Here is a 14,187-nt window from a genome sequence, read left to right as displayed (position 1 = left end):
GTTGGGTGGGGCCGGGACGCGCGCATCTGGTGGTGGCGTTGCGCTCGGCGCTGGTGCGCGGCGCGCATGCCCGGCTCTTCGTGGGCGCGGGCATCGTCGCGGGCTCCAGTGCGGAGTCCGAGTGGCGGGAGACGGAGATGAAGAGTCTGGCGATGTTGCGCGCACTCGGGGGCGGCGATGTCGTCCGACGCTAACCTCAACGTGTTGTGGGCGCGCGCCCTGCTGGAGGAGCTGGTGCGCGGCGGCGTCCGCAACGCGGTGGTGTGCCCGGGCTCGCGCTCGTCGGCGCTGGCGCTCGCCTGCGCGCACACGCCGGGCCTGCGCACCTGGTCGGTCATCGACGAGCGCAGCGCGGGGTTCTTCGCGCTCGGCATGGCGAAGCACTCGCGGCAGCCGGTGGTGCTGGTGGCGACGAGCGGCTCCGCGGGCGCGCACTTCTATCCGGCCGTCATCGAGGCGGCCATGGCGCAGGTGCCGCTGGTGGTGCTGACGGCGGACCGGCCGCTGGAGCTGCAGGGCTGGGGCGCGCCGCAGACGGTGCCGCAGGCGCGCTTCTACGGCGAGTTCGCGCGGCTGTTCGCGGACGTGGGCCTGCCCGAGTCGAGCACCGCGGCCATCGCGCACCTCCGGGCCACGGCGGCCCGCGCGGTGGGGACGGCGTGTCGCGCGCCCCGGGGGGCCGTGCAGCTCAACGTGCCGTTCCGTGAACCGCTGGCCCCCATCGCGCAGGACTTCGGCGCGGAGAAGGTGTCGGCGCTCGCGAGGGACGGTCGTCCGGACGCACCGCTCACCCGCATCCAGCCGCCATCACGCGCCCCGGATGCGGCCACGCTGGACACCGTGCGAGCGCGCATCGCCGCCACTGAGCGGGGCGTCATCATCTGCGGTCCTCGCGACGAGGACGACGGTTTCGGAGAGGCCATCGCGGCGCTGAGCCTGGCGACGGGCTACCCGGTGTTCGCGGAGGCCGCGTCGCAGGCGCGCTATGGCGGCGGCCCGCTGACGGTGTCGCTCTACGACGCGCTCCTGCGCCACGAGCCCTTCGCGCGGGCCCACAAGCCGGCGCTCGTCCTGCGCTTCGGCGGCGGGCTGACGCCCAAGTCCCCGCAGCAGTGGATGGACGCCTCCGAAGCGGAGGTCGTCGTCTTCAGTGACGAGGGCGCGCTCTATGATCCGCCGCACCGGGCCTCGCTCGTGGTGGAGGGCTCCGCGGTGCTCGCGTGTCGTGCGCTGACGCAAGGCCTTTCGCGAGGCCCCGGCCGCTGGGCCCAGGGCTTCATGGGCGCCGAGCGCGTGGCCCGCAACGCGCTGGAGACCGCGCTAGCGGAGCGCCCCGACACGCTGACCGAACCCCGGCTGGCGCGCGAGGTGGTGGCCGCGCTGCCGGCGGGAGCGCTCCTCTTCGTGTCGAGCAGCATGCCCATCCGCGCGGTGGACGCCTTCGCGCAAGGGGGCGGCGTGCCGCTGCGCGTGCTGGCGAACCGGGGGGCCAACGGCATTGACGGCATCGTGTCCAGCGCGGCGGGCGTGGCGGCGGCGGCGGGCCGGCCCGCGGTGCTGCTGTCTGGCGACCTCGCGCTCCTGCACGACGTGGGCGGACTGCTCACGGCGTCGCGGGCGCGGGTGCCCCTGACCGTCGTCGTGGTGAACAACGACGGGGGCGGCATCTTCTCCTTCCTGCCGCTGGCGCAGTCGGCGAAGCCGGACGAGTTCGAGACGCTCTTCGGAACGCCGCACGGCGTGGATCTGTCGCACGCGGCGGCGCTCGCGGGGGCCCGGTTCCATCGCCCCACGACTCCCGCGGCGCTGCGCACGGCGGTACGCTCGGGGCTGGAGGGCGGCCTGCACCTCGTGGAGGTCCAGGTCGACCGCGCCACCAACGTGGACGAGCACCGACAACTCTTCGCGCGGATGGCCACCGCACTGGGAGAAGGACCATGGGCGTGACGCTTGCGTATGACACCTGGGGCGAAGGCCCGCGCACGTTGCTGGCGCTGCACGGCTTCACGGGCAGCGGCGCTTCGTTCGAACACCTGAAGCCGCTGCTCGGCCGCTCCGTGCGCGTGGTGACGGTGGACCTGCCCGGCCACGGCCGCACGCCGCTGCCCGACAAGACGGGGCGCGACGGCTTCCTGGAGACGGTGGACGCCGTGATCCGCCTCGCGCGCGAGCTGGGCGGCCCGGTGGACCTGCTCGGCTATTCGCAGGGCGCGCGGCTCGCGCTGGCCGCCGCGGTGAGCGCGCCGGAGAGCTTCGGCCGGCTCATCATGGAGAGCGGTTCGCCGGGACTGCACCGCCGCCAGGAGCGCTCCGAACGGCGCGAGGCGGACGCGAAGCTCGCCGGCTTCATCCGCGCGCGCGGCGTGGACGCCTTCGTGGACCGCTGGGAATCGCTGCCCCTGTTCGAGGGACTGCGCCGCCTCCCCGCGCCGCAGATGGCCGCGCTCCGGGAGCGCCGTCAGGCCTGCACGGCGGAAGGCCTCGCCGGGGCGCTGGAGTGCATGGGCCTGGGCGTGCAGCCGGATTACTGGCCGTCGCTGCACCGGCAGCGGTTGCCCACGCTGCTGCTCACCGGCGCTGACGACGCGAAGTTCACGAACCTGGCGCGGCGCATGGCGGCGGAGCTGCCGGTGGTGTGGCGCCACGCCTTCGCGGGCAGCGCGCATGCGCCGCACCTGGAAGCGCCGGAGGAGTACGTCCGGGAAGTGCTCTCGTTCCTCCAGACGCCCTGGTACGAAGCGCCGAATTTCGAACCCGTCATCCTGGCGCGAGAGGCTGCACACTCGTGAGCACCCTGGTCTCCAGTCCCTCCGACGCCGCGCCTCCCCGGCCCACGCTGAAGACGTGGCTGATGGCCATGCGCCCGAAGACGCTGACGGCGGGCGCGGTGCCGGTGCTGGTGGCCACGGCGCTGGCATATGGCGAAGGGGTGGGGCGCCTGCTGCCGGCGCTCGCGGCGCTCGTGGGCGCGGTGCTGATCCAGATCGGCACCAACTTCATCAACGACTACTACGACTTCAAGAAGGGCGCGGACACCGCCGAGCGCCTCGGCCCGAAGCGCGTGACGCAGAGCGGCCTCATCGCCCCGTCCACGGTGCTGATGGGGGGCCTTGCGTGCTTCGCGCTGGCGACGCTGGTGGGTCTGTACCTCGTCGCGATGGGCGGCTGGCCCATCGTGCTCATTGGCGTGATGTCGCTCGTGTGCGGCTACGCGTACACGGGCGGACCCTATCCGCTGGGTTACCACGGGCTGGGTGACCTGTTCGTGCTGATCTTCTTTGGGCTCGTGGCGGTGACGGGCACGTACTACGTGCAGGCGGGTTTCGTGGGACCCGCGGCGTGGTGGGCGTCGTTGCCGGTGGGCGCCATTGGCACGTGCCTCATCGTCGTGAACAACCAGCGTGACGCGAGCACGGACGTGAAGGCGGGCAAGCGCACGGTGGTGGTGCGCTTCGGCGCGGGCTTCGGCCGGGCGGAGTACGTGCTGCTGCTCGTGGCCTCCTACGCCACGCCCTTCGTGCTCTTCGCCCGCGGGTTGGCGAGCGCCTGGGTGTTCCTGCCGCTGCTGAGTCTCCCGCTGGTGGCGCCGCCGCTGAAGATGATGTTGAAGTCGGAAGGTGCGGCACTCAACCCCGCATTGGGTGCCACGGCGCGGTTGCAGCTCGTGTTCGGGCTGCTGTTCGCGCTGGGGCTGTTCCTGCGCTGAAGGAGCTCATGCGCATCACCGAGGCGACGTTCACCCCCCTGCGACTCACACTGGCCCGTCCGCTCAAGACAGCGAAGGGCACCTACACCACGCGCGAAGGCTTCATCGTCCGGTTGACGGACGAGGACGGCCACGTGGGGCAAGGCGAGGCGATGCCGCTGCCGGAGTTCGGCACGGAGCCCCTCGCCACCACGCACCAGGTGCTGCGCGACTGGCTGGGAGCGCTCAAAGGCCAGTCCCTGGACGACAGCATCGAAGGCATCGAGGCCACGCTCGCGCCGTCGCCCGGGGACGCATCCCGCTCCCTGGGCGCGAAGATCCGTCCCTTGGAGCCGGAGGAGCACGTCCCCGCCGCGCAGCACGGCCTGGAGCTGGCCCTGTTGGATCTGCTGGCCCAGCGCAAGGGCGTGCCCCTGTGCTGGCTGCTCGCGGAGGAGGCTCGGCCGGAGGTGCTGGTGAACGCGCTGCTGAGCGCGGAGGCCCCGGAGGAACTCGCCCAAGAGGCGAAGGACGCGGTGGCGGAGGGCTTCCAGACGCTGAAGCTGAAGGTGGCCGGCCGCACGCTGGACGCCGACGAGGCCCGGGTGCGTGCCGTGCGCGCGGCCGTGGGGCCCGGCGTGCGCCTGCGCCTGGACGCGAACGGCGGCTGGTCTGAACCCGAGGCCAACCGCGCCCTGGATCGCCTGGGCTGGTACGAACTGGAGCTGGTGGAGCAGCCCACGCCCGCCGAGGACCTCCAGGCGCTGTGGCGGGTGCAGCGACGCGCGCCGTGCATCATCGCCGCGGACGAAACGCTCGCCTCGCCCGCGGCGGTGCGCGCGCTGCTCACGATGGACCTGGGCGGCGGGCCGGTGGTGGGCGCGGTGGTGCTCAAGCCGATGGTGCTCGGGGGGCTCTTGCCCTCCATGGTGGTGGCCCTGCGCGCGGCCCGGCTGGGCATGCACGCCTACGTCACCAGCTCCCTCGACGGAGTGGTGGCCCGGGCGGGCGCCGCGCACCTGGCCTCGGCGCTCCCGTCGGGAGAGCTCGCCTCCGGACTCGCGGTGGGACGGCTCTTCGCGGACGAGCCGCGGGATCACCCCTACAAACCGGAGCGCGGCCTCCTGCGGCTGCACGACGTGCCGGGCCTGGGGCTGACGCCGGAGCTGACCGGGGTGCCCTGAAGATGCGCTTCGGCTGCCCCATCCAGGAGGGCGCACGGCGGCACCCGGAGGCGGAGGCCCTGCGCTTCGCGGGGCGCGGCTGGACCTTCGGGACGCTGGACGCGGAGGTGGCGCGCTGGACCGCGACGCTGGAAGCGCGAGGCGTGGGGCAGGGTGATCGCGTGGCGGTGCTGTCGACGAGCCACCCCTCGGTGACGTTCCTCTTCTGGGCCCTGGGCCGCAGGGGCGCGGTGTTCGCGCCGCTCAACGCAAGGCTCACCCGCGCGGAGCTGCAGCCGCTGGTGGACGCCGTCGCGCCCCGCCTCACGCTGGCGCTCGAATCGCTGAGAGACAGGCTCCCCGGCGCGGAGTCGCTGGAGGCGTTCCCGGATCTCGAGGCCGCGCGCCCCTCCCGGACCTGGGAAGGGGAGGCGGACACGCCCCGCGTCATCCTCTTCACCAGCGGGACGACGGGCCGGCCCAAGGGCGCCGTGCTCACGGAAGCGGCGTTCCGCGCCTCGTGCCGGGCCTCCGCCCAGAACCTGGGCCCGCACCCCGCGCCCCGCTGGCTGGGCACGCTGCCGCTGTTCCACGTCGGCGGCCTGGCCATGCTCACGCGCACCGCCTACGAGGGCGGCTGCCTCCTCCTGCACGACCGCTTCGACGCGGACGCCGTCAACCGCGCCATCGACGAAGAAGGCGCCTCGCACGCCAGCTTCGTCGCCACCACGCTGGAGCGGGTGCTGGATGCACGCGCGGACCGGCGGCTGCCGGACACCTTCCGGTGCGCGCTGATTGGAGGCGGTCCCGTCCCCACGGCCCTCCTCACCCGGGCGAGGGCCGCGGGGCTGCGAGCCCTCCAGACCTACGGCCTCACCGAAGCCTGCTCGCAGGTCACCACCGAGCGCCCCGACGAAGCGGATGGGCGCACCGCGGGTACTCCATTGCCGGGACTGGAGGTGCGCATCGTCGGGACGGACGGCGCGCCGCTCGCCGTGGGCCAGGAGGGGGACGTGGAGGTGCGCGGCCCCACGCTGATGGCCTGCTACTGGAACCAGCCGGACGCCACGCGCGACGCCTTCCACGACGGCTGGCTGCGCACCCGGGACGTGGGCGTCACCGACGCGCGCGGACGCCTCACGCTCCTGTCGCGCCGCACGGACCTCATCGTGCGCGGGGGAGAGAACCTCTACCCGGCGGAGATCGAAGCGGTGCTCGCCAACCACCCGGCCATCGCGGAGTCCGCGGTCGTCGGCGTCCCGGAGCCCCACTGGGGGGAGGTCCCCGTCGCCTTCGTCGTCCTGCGCCCCGGCCACGCGCTGCCCGGGGATCTGGACGCGTGGTGTCGCCAGTCCCTCGCGCGCTTCAAGGTGCCCTCGCGATTTGTTGCGATTGAAACATTGCCGCGCAATGCCATGAGCAAGGTGGAGCGCCCCGTCCTGCGCAAACACGCGATGTCTCAGGCGGTGTTTCAGGAAGGGTCTTGAACCACCCGCACTGCTGGTTGAATGGGGTTTCCCAGACTCTGCTGAGTTGACCAGGCAGTCGAGCTAGAGTGTTTCACCGTGGGGGGCATTCTGGAGCTCTCGGTGAGTAACGCAGTGGAAGCAGTGAAGGTGGAAGCGCAGTCCGAAGTGGTTCATCCCAACGCGAACGGCAACAGGGCCACCGGCGCGATGAAGTGCCCCCATCTGGGCGCCCAGTACAATCCCTTCTCAGGGCCGCACGTCGAGGATCCGCACCCGTTCTACGCGGAGCTGCGGCGGGACGCGCCCGTCAGCTTCAATCCCATGCTGGGGATGTGGCTGGTGAGCCGCTACGACGACATCTGCCATGTGCTGAAGGATCCGTTGCGCTTCTCCTCGGCGGACATGGGCAGCGTCGGCTCGGTGCTGGCCCCGGAGACGCTCGCGGTGCTCGCCGAGGGCTACCCCCTGGCGGAGAGCCTGTTGAGTTCGGATCCGCCCACGCACAACCGGCTGCGCAAGCTGATGGGGCGGGGCTTCTCCGCGCAGCGCATCGCCGCGCAGGACGGCCCCATCCGGGCCGTCACGCAGGACCTCATCAACGCGTTCGTGCACCAGGGCCAGGCGGACCTGGTGACGCAGCTGGCGTACCCGCTGCCCGTGCGGGTCATCCTGGGCATGGTGGGCGTGCCCGAGGAGGACATGGCGGACATCAAGCGCTGGTGCGACGACTTCTTCCGGATGATCTTCACCCGCGTCCCCGCGGAGGAGCAGCCGCCCCTGGCGCGAAGCTGGGTCACCTACCAGCACTACGTGGCCCGCCTCATCGCCAGCCGACGCGAGGATCCCCGCGACGACCTGGCCACCTACATGGTCACCACCGACGCGGACGGCGAGGCGCTCACGCTGCCGGAGCTCATCATCGCCATCGCCGGCAGCCTGCTGGCGGCGGGCCATGAGACCACCACCGCGATGCTCTCCCAATGCTGGAAGCAGGCCCTGCTCCAGCCCGGCCTCTGGCAGCGGCTGCGCGAGGACCGCTCGCTGGTGCCCCACCTCATCGAGGAGACGCTGCGCTACGACTCCGTCTCGCACGGGATGATCCGCACCACCACGGAGGACGTGGAACTCGCGGGCGTCGCGCTGCCCAAGGGCTCGCGGCTGCTGCTGCTCTACGCGTCCGGAAGCCGCGACCCGGCGCTGCTGCCGGACGGGGACCGCTTCGACATCTCCCGCCACCACCCGTCGCACCTGAGCTTCGGCCGGGGCATCCACTTCTGCATCGGCGCGCCCCTGGCCCGGCAGGAGGCCCTCATCGCCACCAACCTGCTGCTGGATCAGATGCCGGACCTGCGGCTCGCGCCGAACCCGGACTTCCGCCCCACGCAGAACCTCACCCTGCGCGCCATCCAGAACCTGCGCGTGGAGTGGACCCCCACGGGCTCCTGACGCACCCGGCGCTCCGGCCCCGCCCGTGGAGTCACGGACGGGCCGGGGCGCTCCGGGTTCAGCACTCCGAGGCGGGGTGGCCCCAGGGGTTGGTGCGCGGGTACTGACGCAGCAGCGTGCACAGCCGGTGCGCCGCGAGCATCGTCGCGGACGGGCGCGGCGCTTCGGTGTGCATCGCCGTCTGGCCCAACCGGGCCGCCTGCAGTGCCAGCGCGTGCTGGACTTCCGGAGACCAGCGCTTGAATTCGAGCCATTCCATGAGCGTGCTCCTCCTTGAGGGAGCGCCCATTGAACGTCCTTCAAAACCGGAAATCACGACGCCTCGCGTTGGCCCGAGGCGTCACTGCCCGCCTTCCGACACCCGGCTCAGGCCTGCGACGGATTGGTTGGTCGGCCGATGAGCATCATCAGGCCGAACGGGTTCCCCTCGTTGGTCAGCCGGTCGATGTCCCAGGTGTAGTCGTCGCTCAGACCGTGGGTGAGCTCACGCATCTCCTCGATGGAGTAGGTGCGCAGACAGGACACCACGCCGTCGAAGGCCGCCGCGATGGGGATGAGCGGCATCAGGTAGGTGAGCGCCAGCCGGTCCATGCGCACGGGCCGGATGAAGGGGGTCGCCAGCGGCACGTTGAGCAGCGCCGCCGCCGTCATCGCGATGGCCGGCCCGCGACGCTCCACCAGCTCCATGATGGCGATGCCCCGACGCTGCGCCACCGCGTCCGCCAGCACCTTGCGCGCCATGTCCGGCGGCAGGTGGTGGAACGAGTTGCACATGATGCGGAAGCCCTTGAACGACGCCGGCACCGCCGTCGCGTCCACCGGCGTCGTCACGTAGTCCACGCGGCCCGGGTGCGCGGCCTTCACCTTCTCGAACGCGGACACCTCCGGGTACAGGTCCGTCAGGAGCGCGGTCGCGGTGTACTTCTCCTGCGTCTCCAGCATCTCCAGCAGCTTCGGCACCGGCCCCGCGCTGCCCGACGCCATGTCCAGCAGCTGCGTCTCGCCCATCGCCGCCATCGCGCCCTTCAGCCGCCGCACGAACTCCACGTAGCGGTCGTCCGACAGGCTCCAGACGTACGCCAGGAAGTCCGTCACCCCGCGGCGGAGGACCTTGGGGAACCAGGGCTGATCCTCTAATTCGAAAAGTTGCAGTCTGGGCATAATCGCTGGGCGCTCCAAGGGGCACAGGGGGAGACGGCCCCGCCACTTTCGCGCAGTCTGGCGCGACGCACAAGAGGCGCACACCGGGCGTATTGGCACACATGCACTGGCGCAAGGTTCCAAACCAGACATCAAATCATCCGGTGGCTGCGCAACTTTGAAGCCTTGCAGGAAAAGTTGACCCTGGAGTCAGTCCGGCCGCCCTTCACCCGTGCGCGCAGGGAAAAACGCGCAAGAAGGCATGGGCAGACATGCAAGGTTTCCAGAAGGGTGCGTTTTAATAAATGGGCGGGATGCATGGCGGCCCGGGCGGTGGCTGCGCCCGGAAGGCAGCGACCCGGATCACGCGGTGCCCGCGTATACAGGAGCGGGGTTGCAAGGGGTGTTCAGTCGCCTTAACTACGACCGAGGGGGGCTTCGGTCGGCAGGTCGCACGGTTGGATCCTGATCAGCTCGCACACAACGGGAGGGGAGTAATGGCTCCGGAATCTGTTGATGTGATCGTCGTCGGAAGCGGCCCGGTGGGTGCCATGGCGGCGAACCTGTTGGGGCAGTACGGCCTGCGCACCGTGGTCATCGAGAAGGAGACCGTCCCCCACACCCAGTCGCGCGCCATCAACGCGGACGACGAAGCCCAGCGCATCTTCCAGGCCGTCGGCCTCACGGGCGAAGCGGGGCCGGGCTTCCACCCGTGCCTCAAGATGTCCTACGTCGACGACGAGATGCGCGTGCTCGCGGAGGTGGACTTCACCCGGGTGGAGCGGCCCAACGGGCACTTCATCGGGTCGCTGTTCAGCCAGCCCCGGCTGGAGGCCTCGCTCCTGCGCGGCATGGAGCGCTTCCCGCAGGTGGCGCTGTGGCGCGGCCACGAAGTCGAATCCTTCATGCAGGACGAGGACGGCGTGTCGGTGCGCGTGAAGGAGACCGCCACCGGCCGCACGACGAACCTGCGCGGGCGCTACCTGCTGGCCTGCGACGGCGCGAAGAGCGGCATCCGCCGCCGGCTGGGCCTCAAGCTGGAGGGGAACACGGCGCTCGCGCACGCGCTGGCCATCTCCGTGGAGACGACGTCGTCGGCGCCGGACTTCACCTACTACCCGTGCGGCCCGAAGATCGTGGGCATCGTGACGCGCACCGCGCACGACGAGATCCGCTTCGACACGGTGGTGAAGCCGGATCAGGATCTGGAGTACGTGCGCAGCCCCGAGTACGTGCGCAGCATCATCGCCCCGTACATCGATCCGGACACCGTGAAGGTGAAGAGCGTCAACCTGTACGCCTACCACAGCCGCATGGCGGAGAAGTGGCGGGTGGGCCGGGTGTTCCTGCTCGGGGACGCGGCGCACCTCATGCCGCCCTTCCTGGGGCAGGGGCTGTGCTCCGGCCTGCGCGACGCGATGAACCTCAGCTGGAAGCTCGCGCATGTCCTGGGGGGCGCGGCGGACGCGTCGCTCCTGGACACCTACGAGGTGGAGCGCCGGCCGCACGCGGCGGAGATGATGCGCATGTCGGACGCGCTGGGGTCGATGCTGGCGTCGGGCGGCCCGCTCATGGCCCGCGCCCGCAACGCGGTCATCAACCTGCTGTACCGGCTGCCCGTCACCGGCCCCTTCATCCGCGAGTACAAGATGAAGCCGAACCTCTTCCACGCGGAGGGCTTCCTCTTCGGTGGAAAGCGCGGCAAGTCCAAGCAGGCCGCGGAAGGGGCCTACTTCCCGCAGCCGCGCGTGGAGCACGGTGAGGAGGGCGAGCGCCCGCTCGACGACATCATCGGCCAGCGCTTCGCGGTGCTGACGCGGCCGGGTGCGCCCGCCGACGTGCAGCAGGCCGCGAAGGCCCTGGCGGAGGACATCGGCGGCACCTGGCTGTCGGTGGCGCCCGCGGCGCGCTCCGGCGCGGGACGCGCGGGCGAGGTGGTGGACCTGGACGGAAGGCTGGGCGAGTGGTTCGCCCAGCACGCGGCCGACCTCGTCGTCCTGAGGCCGGACCGGTACGTCTACGGCTCCGCGAACCGCGCGGGCGTCGCGCAGCTCCACGCCACGCTGAAGCAGGCCGTGCGTCCGCTCACGCGCCGGGGCAGCCGCGTGCCGCGCCGTGTCTCATCGCTCGGAGCTTGAGCGGAGCTTGAGCGGAGCCTGGGGTTTCGAACCGGCCCTGAGGGGCGGAGCACCTGACGGGCGTCGGCGGCCTTCCTGGCCTCGGCGCCCGTCGGCGTTGCTGCACCGGCTCAGGCCGCGGCGACCTGCATCATCCGCTTCGCCTTCTCCATGCAGTCGCCGTAGAAGCGCAGGTAGATGTCCAGCGCGCGCGCGCCCGTCTTGCCGATGGTGACCGCGTGCTCGGGCGCCTGGCCCAGCAGCTTGTTGAGCATGACCTCGTTGAGGGCGGTGTGGCCCACGTCGAGCTCCACGTGCTCCTTGATGAACGTCAGCGAGTTCATCACGTCATCGCCGAGCACGCGCTTGCACTGCTCGATGAGCCGGGGCGCGAACACCACGGACAGGTTTTCAATCTCGTACTCGATGGCGACCTGCGCGCCGGGCATGGCGCTGTTGATGGTCTCCTCGTGGATCTGCCGGTACTCCTGCATGGCCGGCGTGGGGGCCTGGGCGAGCAGCTGCTCCGCGTCCAGCTGGGGCATGCGGCGCTTGTTCCAGCCGGCCACGAGGCTCTTGGTGTCCTCCACCATCATCAGGTGGTGACCGGCCTCGTGCTTGGCGTGGGTGATGAGCTGCTTGCCCACCTCCTCCAGGCCCACGCGCACACAGGACTCACCGGCGCGGCGGATCCACCCGTCCACGGGCTCCGTCATGTACACGCCCAGGGCACACAGCTGGATGAGGAAGCCTTCCAGCAGGGCGGGATCCACGTTCGGATCCAGCAGCGTCGTCACGTGGGGGCCGGAGGCCAGGACGTGGCGGACGTTGGAGACGTGGGGGAGGTACTGCTCATCGACGAGGGGCTTGCTCATGGGGGGTGATCCTCAACGTGAGTGGGCACCGCGGCGCCCGATGGTGAGTTCGCTGATGTGCTCGAGGAAGTCGGGAACGAGTTTCGAAGAGATGATCCACATGTACGGGTCCGGCCCGTCGTGCAGACCGCACTCCTGCACGTAGCTGCCGCCCTCGTCCTCGCGCAGGTAGAGGAAGGAGGGGCGGCGGCGCGCCAGGTACCAGTGCCGGGCCGCGTCCATCAGGGCCGCGTAGGCGCGCGTCCCGTCCTCGACGAGCGAGAACATGCGGGTGTTGTCGAGCAGGCGGAAGAGGTTGGCGCCCAGCTGCCCCAGCTCCATCACGGCGGCGGCATAGGGGATGCCGTTGCGGCGGGCCACGAGGATGGCGCGCTCGCGCTCCATGCCGAAGCTCTTCCACTTCTGCGTGACGGGCGTCATGTCCAGCCGGTCCCGCGTCAGGTCCAACGACTCCACGTAGCAGTTCGGGAACTGGCGGGCGACGGAGGCGGCCAGCAGGCTCAGCTCGCCGTCGGTGGCGGGGCCCACCTCGAACTCGCGGTGGTCGCGGCCGCTCAGCTCGTGGCTGAACGCCTTCATCTTCTGGATCTTCCGCGTGTACGCCAGGCCCGAACCGGACGCCATCTGGCGCTCCGCGTAGCGCACGTGCGCCTTCGCGATCCACGGGTTCAAGGCCTCCACGTAGGCAATCACCCAGTGGAAGTCCGGGTCGCTCTGCGGGTGCTCGAACGTGCGCAGGTAGATGTCGCGCATGATCTGCCCCGCCTCCTGCACCCCCGGCGGCGGCTTGCCGGGCCGCTTCGCCACCTGGTGGCCCAGCCACGCGTGGCGGTACGGCTTGGTGAAGGACAGCGTCGCTTCAATGCCGCGCTCGGACGGCCACACCGCCTGGCAGAACAGCTGCGGCACCTCCGCGGCGCGCTTGGCGAGCGACGCGAAGTTGAGCTTCAGCTCCTCGAACTCCTCCGGGGAGCTGCCGCCCAGGCTGAAGAAGCCGGAGCGGTTGAACAGATCCCAGAGCTGATCCACCAGGCCTTCGCTGGTGCGCGTCGCGGGGGACATCGTCTGCGACACGAAGCGCACCCAGCTCGCCTCGTCGGAGGAGTAGGGCAGCACGCTCAGGCCGCACAACACGCTGCCGTCAGGGCGCACGCTGCTGACGAAGCGGATCTCCCCGCGCACGCTCACCTTCTGGCCCTCGCCCAGCTCCAGCTCGATGAGGGGCGGCAGCAGGCCCGGGAACATCAGGTCCTGCGGCATGCAGCGCACGCACAGGCCGGAGAAGGAGAGGTCCAGCACCTCGCGCCGCATCAGGCCCAGCTCCCGCCAGAGCGGGTGGTGGAAGCGCGCGCGCACGCCCTCGGGCGCCGCGACGCGGCGGTGCCAGCGGTGACGGATGCGGAACAGCTGCTGGGGCAGGGTGGTGAAGAGGCGGTCGCCCTCGCCCCGGCCCGTCTCCGCGCGCATGCGGTAGGCGGAGTTGTAGCCGATGACGTCGATGTCGTACGCCGGGTCACCCCAGTCCGGGGTGGGCTCCTCGGTGCGCCACTCCAGCTCCCCGGTGGAGGGGTGGAAGCACTCCAGCACCATGCGCACCACGCGGCCCTGGCGGCGCAGCACGCCCTTGTTCCCGGAGGCGCAGATGGCACCGAAGATGGAGCGGATCCGCTCCGGGTCCACGATGGTGTCCTGCACCGGCATCGCGGACGCGGCCGGCTCCGCGATGCCCCGGCGCAGCGCGTCCGCCAGGAACGCGAGGATCTCCCGGCCCTGCTCCAGCGTCACGCCCACCAGCTGCAGCCCCACCGGGGCGTGCGGCACGTCCGAATCCGTGTGGATGAAGGCGCCGTTGAGGGGACCGACGGTGACGCCATTGAAGGACAGGTAGAGGGGGAAGGTGCGCGCCTCCGACGTGTCCACCCGGGCCTCGCGCGGAGCCACCCACACCACCGTGGGGCTCAGCCGGGTCACTTCGCCCAGCACCGCGTCCGGGCTGCCCAGCGCGCAGGTGATGGCCGTGGGGCCGGTGCCGTGCAGCGAATAGCCCGAGTCGTCCAGGGCCGCTTCAGCAGGAGGGAGGGGGATCACGTTGCGCAGCGCATCGCCACTGCCGAACTCGGCCGCAAACCGGAACTTCGAGGACGCCGGGATCCCTCCATCCATCGTCAGGACTCCCCTTTTGCGAGCAGCGACACCATTCATGGTCGGCGATGTTGCGAGCACAACACTTCCTCCCTGATCCGATGAAGACGCTGACGGCTCTGGATTCTGTGGACCCATCATGAGGAGTTC

12 protein-coding genes are annotated in these 14,187 nt (G+C 70.9%); 8 read left to right on the top strand and 4 right to left on the bottom strand.

Features of this window, described 5'->3' with window-relative positions; all coding sequences use genetic code 11:
- From D7X12_RS16865 to D7X12_RS16835, 7 genes are all read left to right on the top strand, one after another.
- On the top strand, positions 1–194 hold a 194-nt coding region (locus D7X12_RS16865), incomplete at its 5' end, for a chorismate-binding protein (protein ID WP_208719091.1).
- Positions 178–1,947 (top strand): 2-succinyl-5-enolpyruvyl-6-hydroxy-3-cyclohexene-1-carboxylic-acid synthase, encoded by a 1,770-nt coding sequence (gene menD / locus D7X12_RS16860; protein ID WP_120626288.1) that lies wholly within the window; start codon positions 178–180, stop codon positions 1,945–1,947. The genes D7X12_RS16865 and menD, both read left to right, overlap by 17 nt.
- Positions 1,938–2,789: a 2-succinyl-6-hydroxy-2,4-cyclohexadiene-1-carboxylate synthase gene (gene menH, locus D7X12_RS16855; RefSeq protein WP_120626287.1), complete on the top strand. Its 852-nt coding sequence runs from the start codon at positions 1,938–1,940 to the stop codon at positions 2,787–2,789. The genes menD and menH overlap by 10 nt, the downstream gene beginning before the upstream one ends.
- A complete protein-coding gene (locus D7X12_RS16850; RefSeq protein WP_120626286.1) occupies positions 2,786–3,706 on the top strand; it encodes a 1,4-dihydroxy-2-naphthoate polyprenyltransferase in 921 nt (306 codons plus the stop codon). Before menH ends, D7X12_RS16850 begins: the two co-directional genes overlap by 4 nt.
- An 8-nt stretch (positions 3,707–3,714) precedes the next feature.
- A complete protein-coding gene (gene menC / locus D7X12_RS16845) occupies positions 3,715–4,869 on the top strand; it encodes an o-succinylbenzoate synthase (protein ID WP_120626285.1) in 1,155 nt (384 codons plus the stop codon).
- Positions 4,870–4,871: 2 nt separating this feature from the next.
- A complete protein-coding gene (gene menE, locus D7X12_RS16840; protein ID WP_120626284.1) occupies positions 4,872–6,335 on the top strand; it encodes an o-succinylbenzoate--CoA ligase in 1,464 nt (487 codons plus the stop codon).
- Between the two features lie 102 nt (positions 6,336–6,437).
- Positions 6,438–7,763 (top strand): cytochrome P450, encoded by a 1,326-nt coding sequence (locus tag D7X12_RS16835; RefSeq protein ID WP_208719089.1) that lies wholly within the window; start codon positions 6,438–6,440, stop codon positions 7,761–7,763.
- Positions 7,764–7,821: 58 nt separating this feature from the next.
- Here D7X12_RS16835 and D7X12_RS16830 read toward each other — a convergent pair whose 3' ends face one another.
- Positions 7,822–8,022, bottom strand: a complete 201-nt coding sequence (locus D7X12_RS16830) for a hypothetical protein (protein WP_120626283.1) — start codon at positions 8,020–8,022, stop codon at positions 7,822–7,824.
- 107 nt (positions 8,023–8,129) lie between these two features.
- Entirely contained in the window at positions 8,130–8,858 is a 729-nt protein-coding gene (locus D7X12_RS16825) for a class I SAM-dependent methyltransferase (protein WP_120626282.1), read from the bottom strand.
- 350 nt (positions 8,859–9,208) lie between these two features.
- On the opposite strand from D7X12_RS16825, the gene D7X12_RS16820 reads away from it, so the two are divergent.
- Entirely contained in the window at positions 9,209–11,041 is a 1,833-nt protein-coding gene (locus D7X12_RS16820; RefSeq protein WP_439329373.1) for a bifunctional 3-(3-hydroxy-phenyl)propionate/3-hydroxycinnamic acid hydroxylase, read from the top strand.
- A gap of 110 nt (positions 11,042–11,151) precedes the next feature.
- Here the strand turns inward: D7X12_RS16820 and D7X12_RS16815 are convergent, their stop codons facing one another.
- A complete protein-coding gene (locus D7X12_RS16815) occupies positions 11,152–11,895 on the bottom strand; it encodes a heme oxygenase-like domain-containing protein (RefSeq protein WP_120626280.1) in 744 nt (247 codons plus the stop codon).
- 12 nt (positions 11,896–11,907) lie between these two features.
- Positions 11,908–14,058, bottom strand: coding sequence for a hypothetical protein (locus tag D7X12_RS16810; RefSeq protein ID WP_208719087.1), 2,151 nt, complete (start codon positions 14,056–14,058; stop codon positions 11,908–11,910).
- Between the last annotated feature and the right edge of the window lie 129 nt (positions 14,059–14,187).

This window comes from Corallococcus sicarius, from assembly GCF_003611735.1.
GTDB classification, from domain to species: domain Bacteria; phylum Myxococcota; class Myxococcia; order Myxococcales; family Myxococcaceae; genus Corallococcus; species Corallococcus sicarius.
This window is presented reverse-complemented; position numbering and strand designations above follow the sequence as displayed.

Excerpts from the sequence above, each read along its gene's own strand:
- D7X12_RS16810 (WP_208719087.1), bottom strand. The coding sequence starts at position 14,058 with ATGGATGGAGGGATCCCGGCGTCCTCGAAGTTCCGGTTTGCGGCCGAG.
- menC (WP_120626285.1), top strand. The coding sequence starts at position 3,715 with ATGCGCATCACCGAGGCGACGTTCACCCCCCTGCGACTCACACTGGCC.
- menD (WP_120626288.1), top strand. The coding sequence starts at position 178 with ATGTCGTCCGACGCTAACCTCAACGTGTTGTGGGCGCGCGCCCTGCTG.
- menH (WP_120626287.1), top strand. The coding sequence starts at position 1,938 with ATGGGCGTGACGCTTGCGTATGACACCTGGGGCGAAGGCCCGCGCACG.
- D7X12_RS16830 (WP_120626283.1), bottom strand. The coding sequence starts at position 8,022 with ATGGAATGGCTCGAATTCAAGCGCTGGTCTCCGGAAGTCCAGCACGCG.
- D7X12_RS16815 (WP_120626280.1), bottom strand. The coding sequence starts at position 11,895 with ATGAGCAAGCCCCTCGTCGATGAGCAGTACCTCCCCCACGTCTCCAAC.
- D7X12_RS16820 (WP_439329373.1), top strand. The coding sequence starts at position 9,209 with ATGGGCGGGATGCATGGCGGCCCGGGCGGTGGCTGCGCCCGGAAGGCA.
- menE (WP_120626284.1), top strand. The coding sequence starts at position 4,872 with ATGCGCTTCGGCTGCCCCATCCAGGAGGGCGCACGGCGGCACCCGGAG.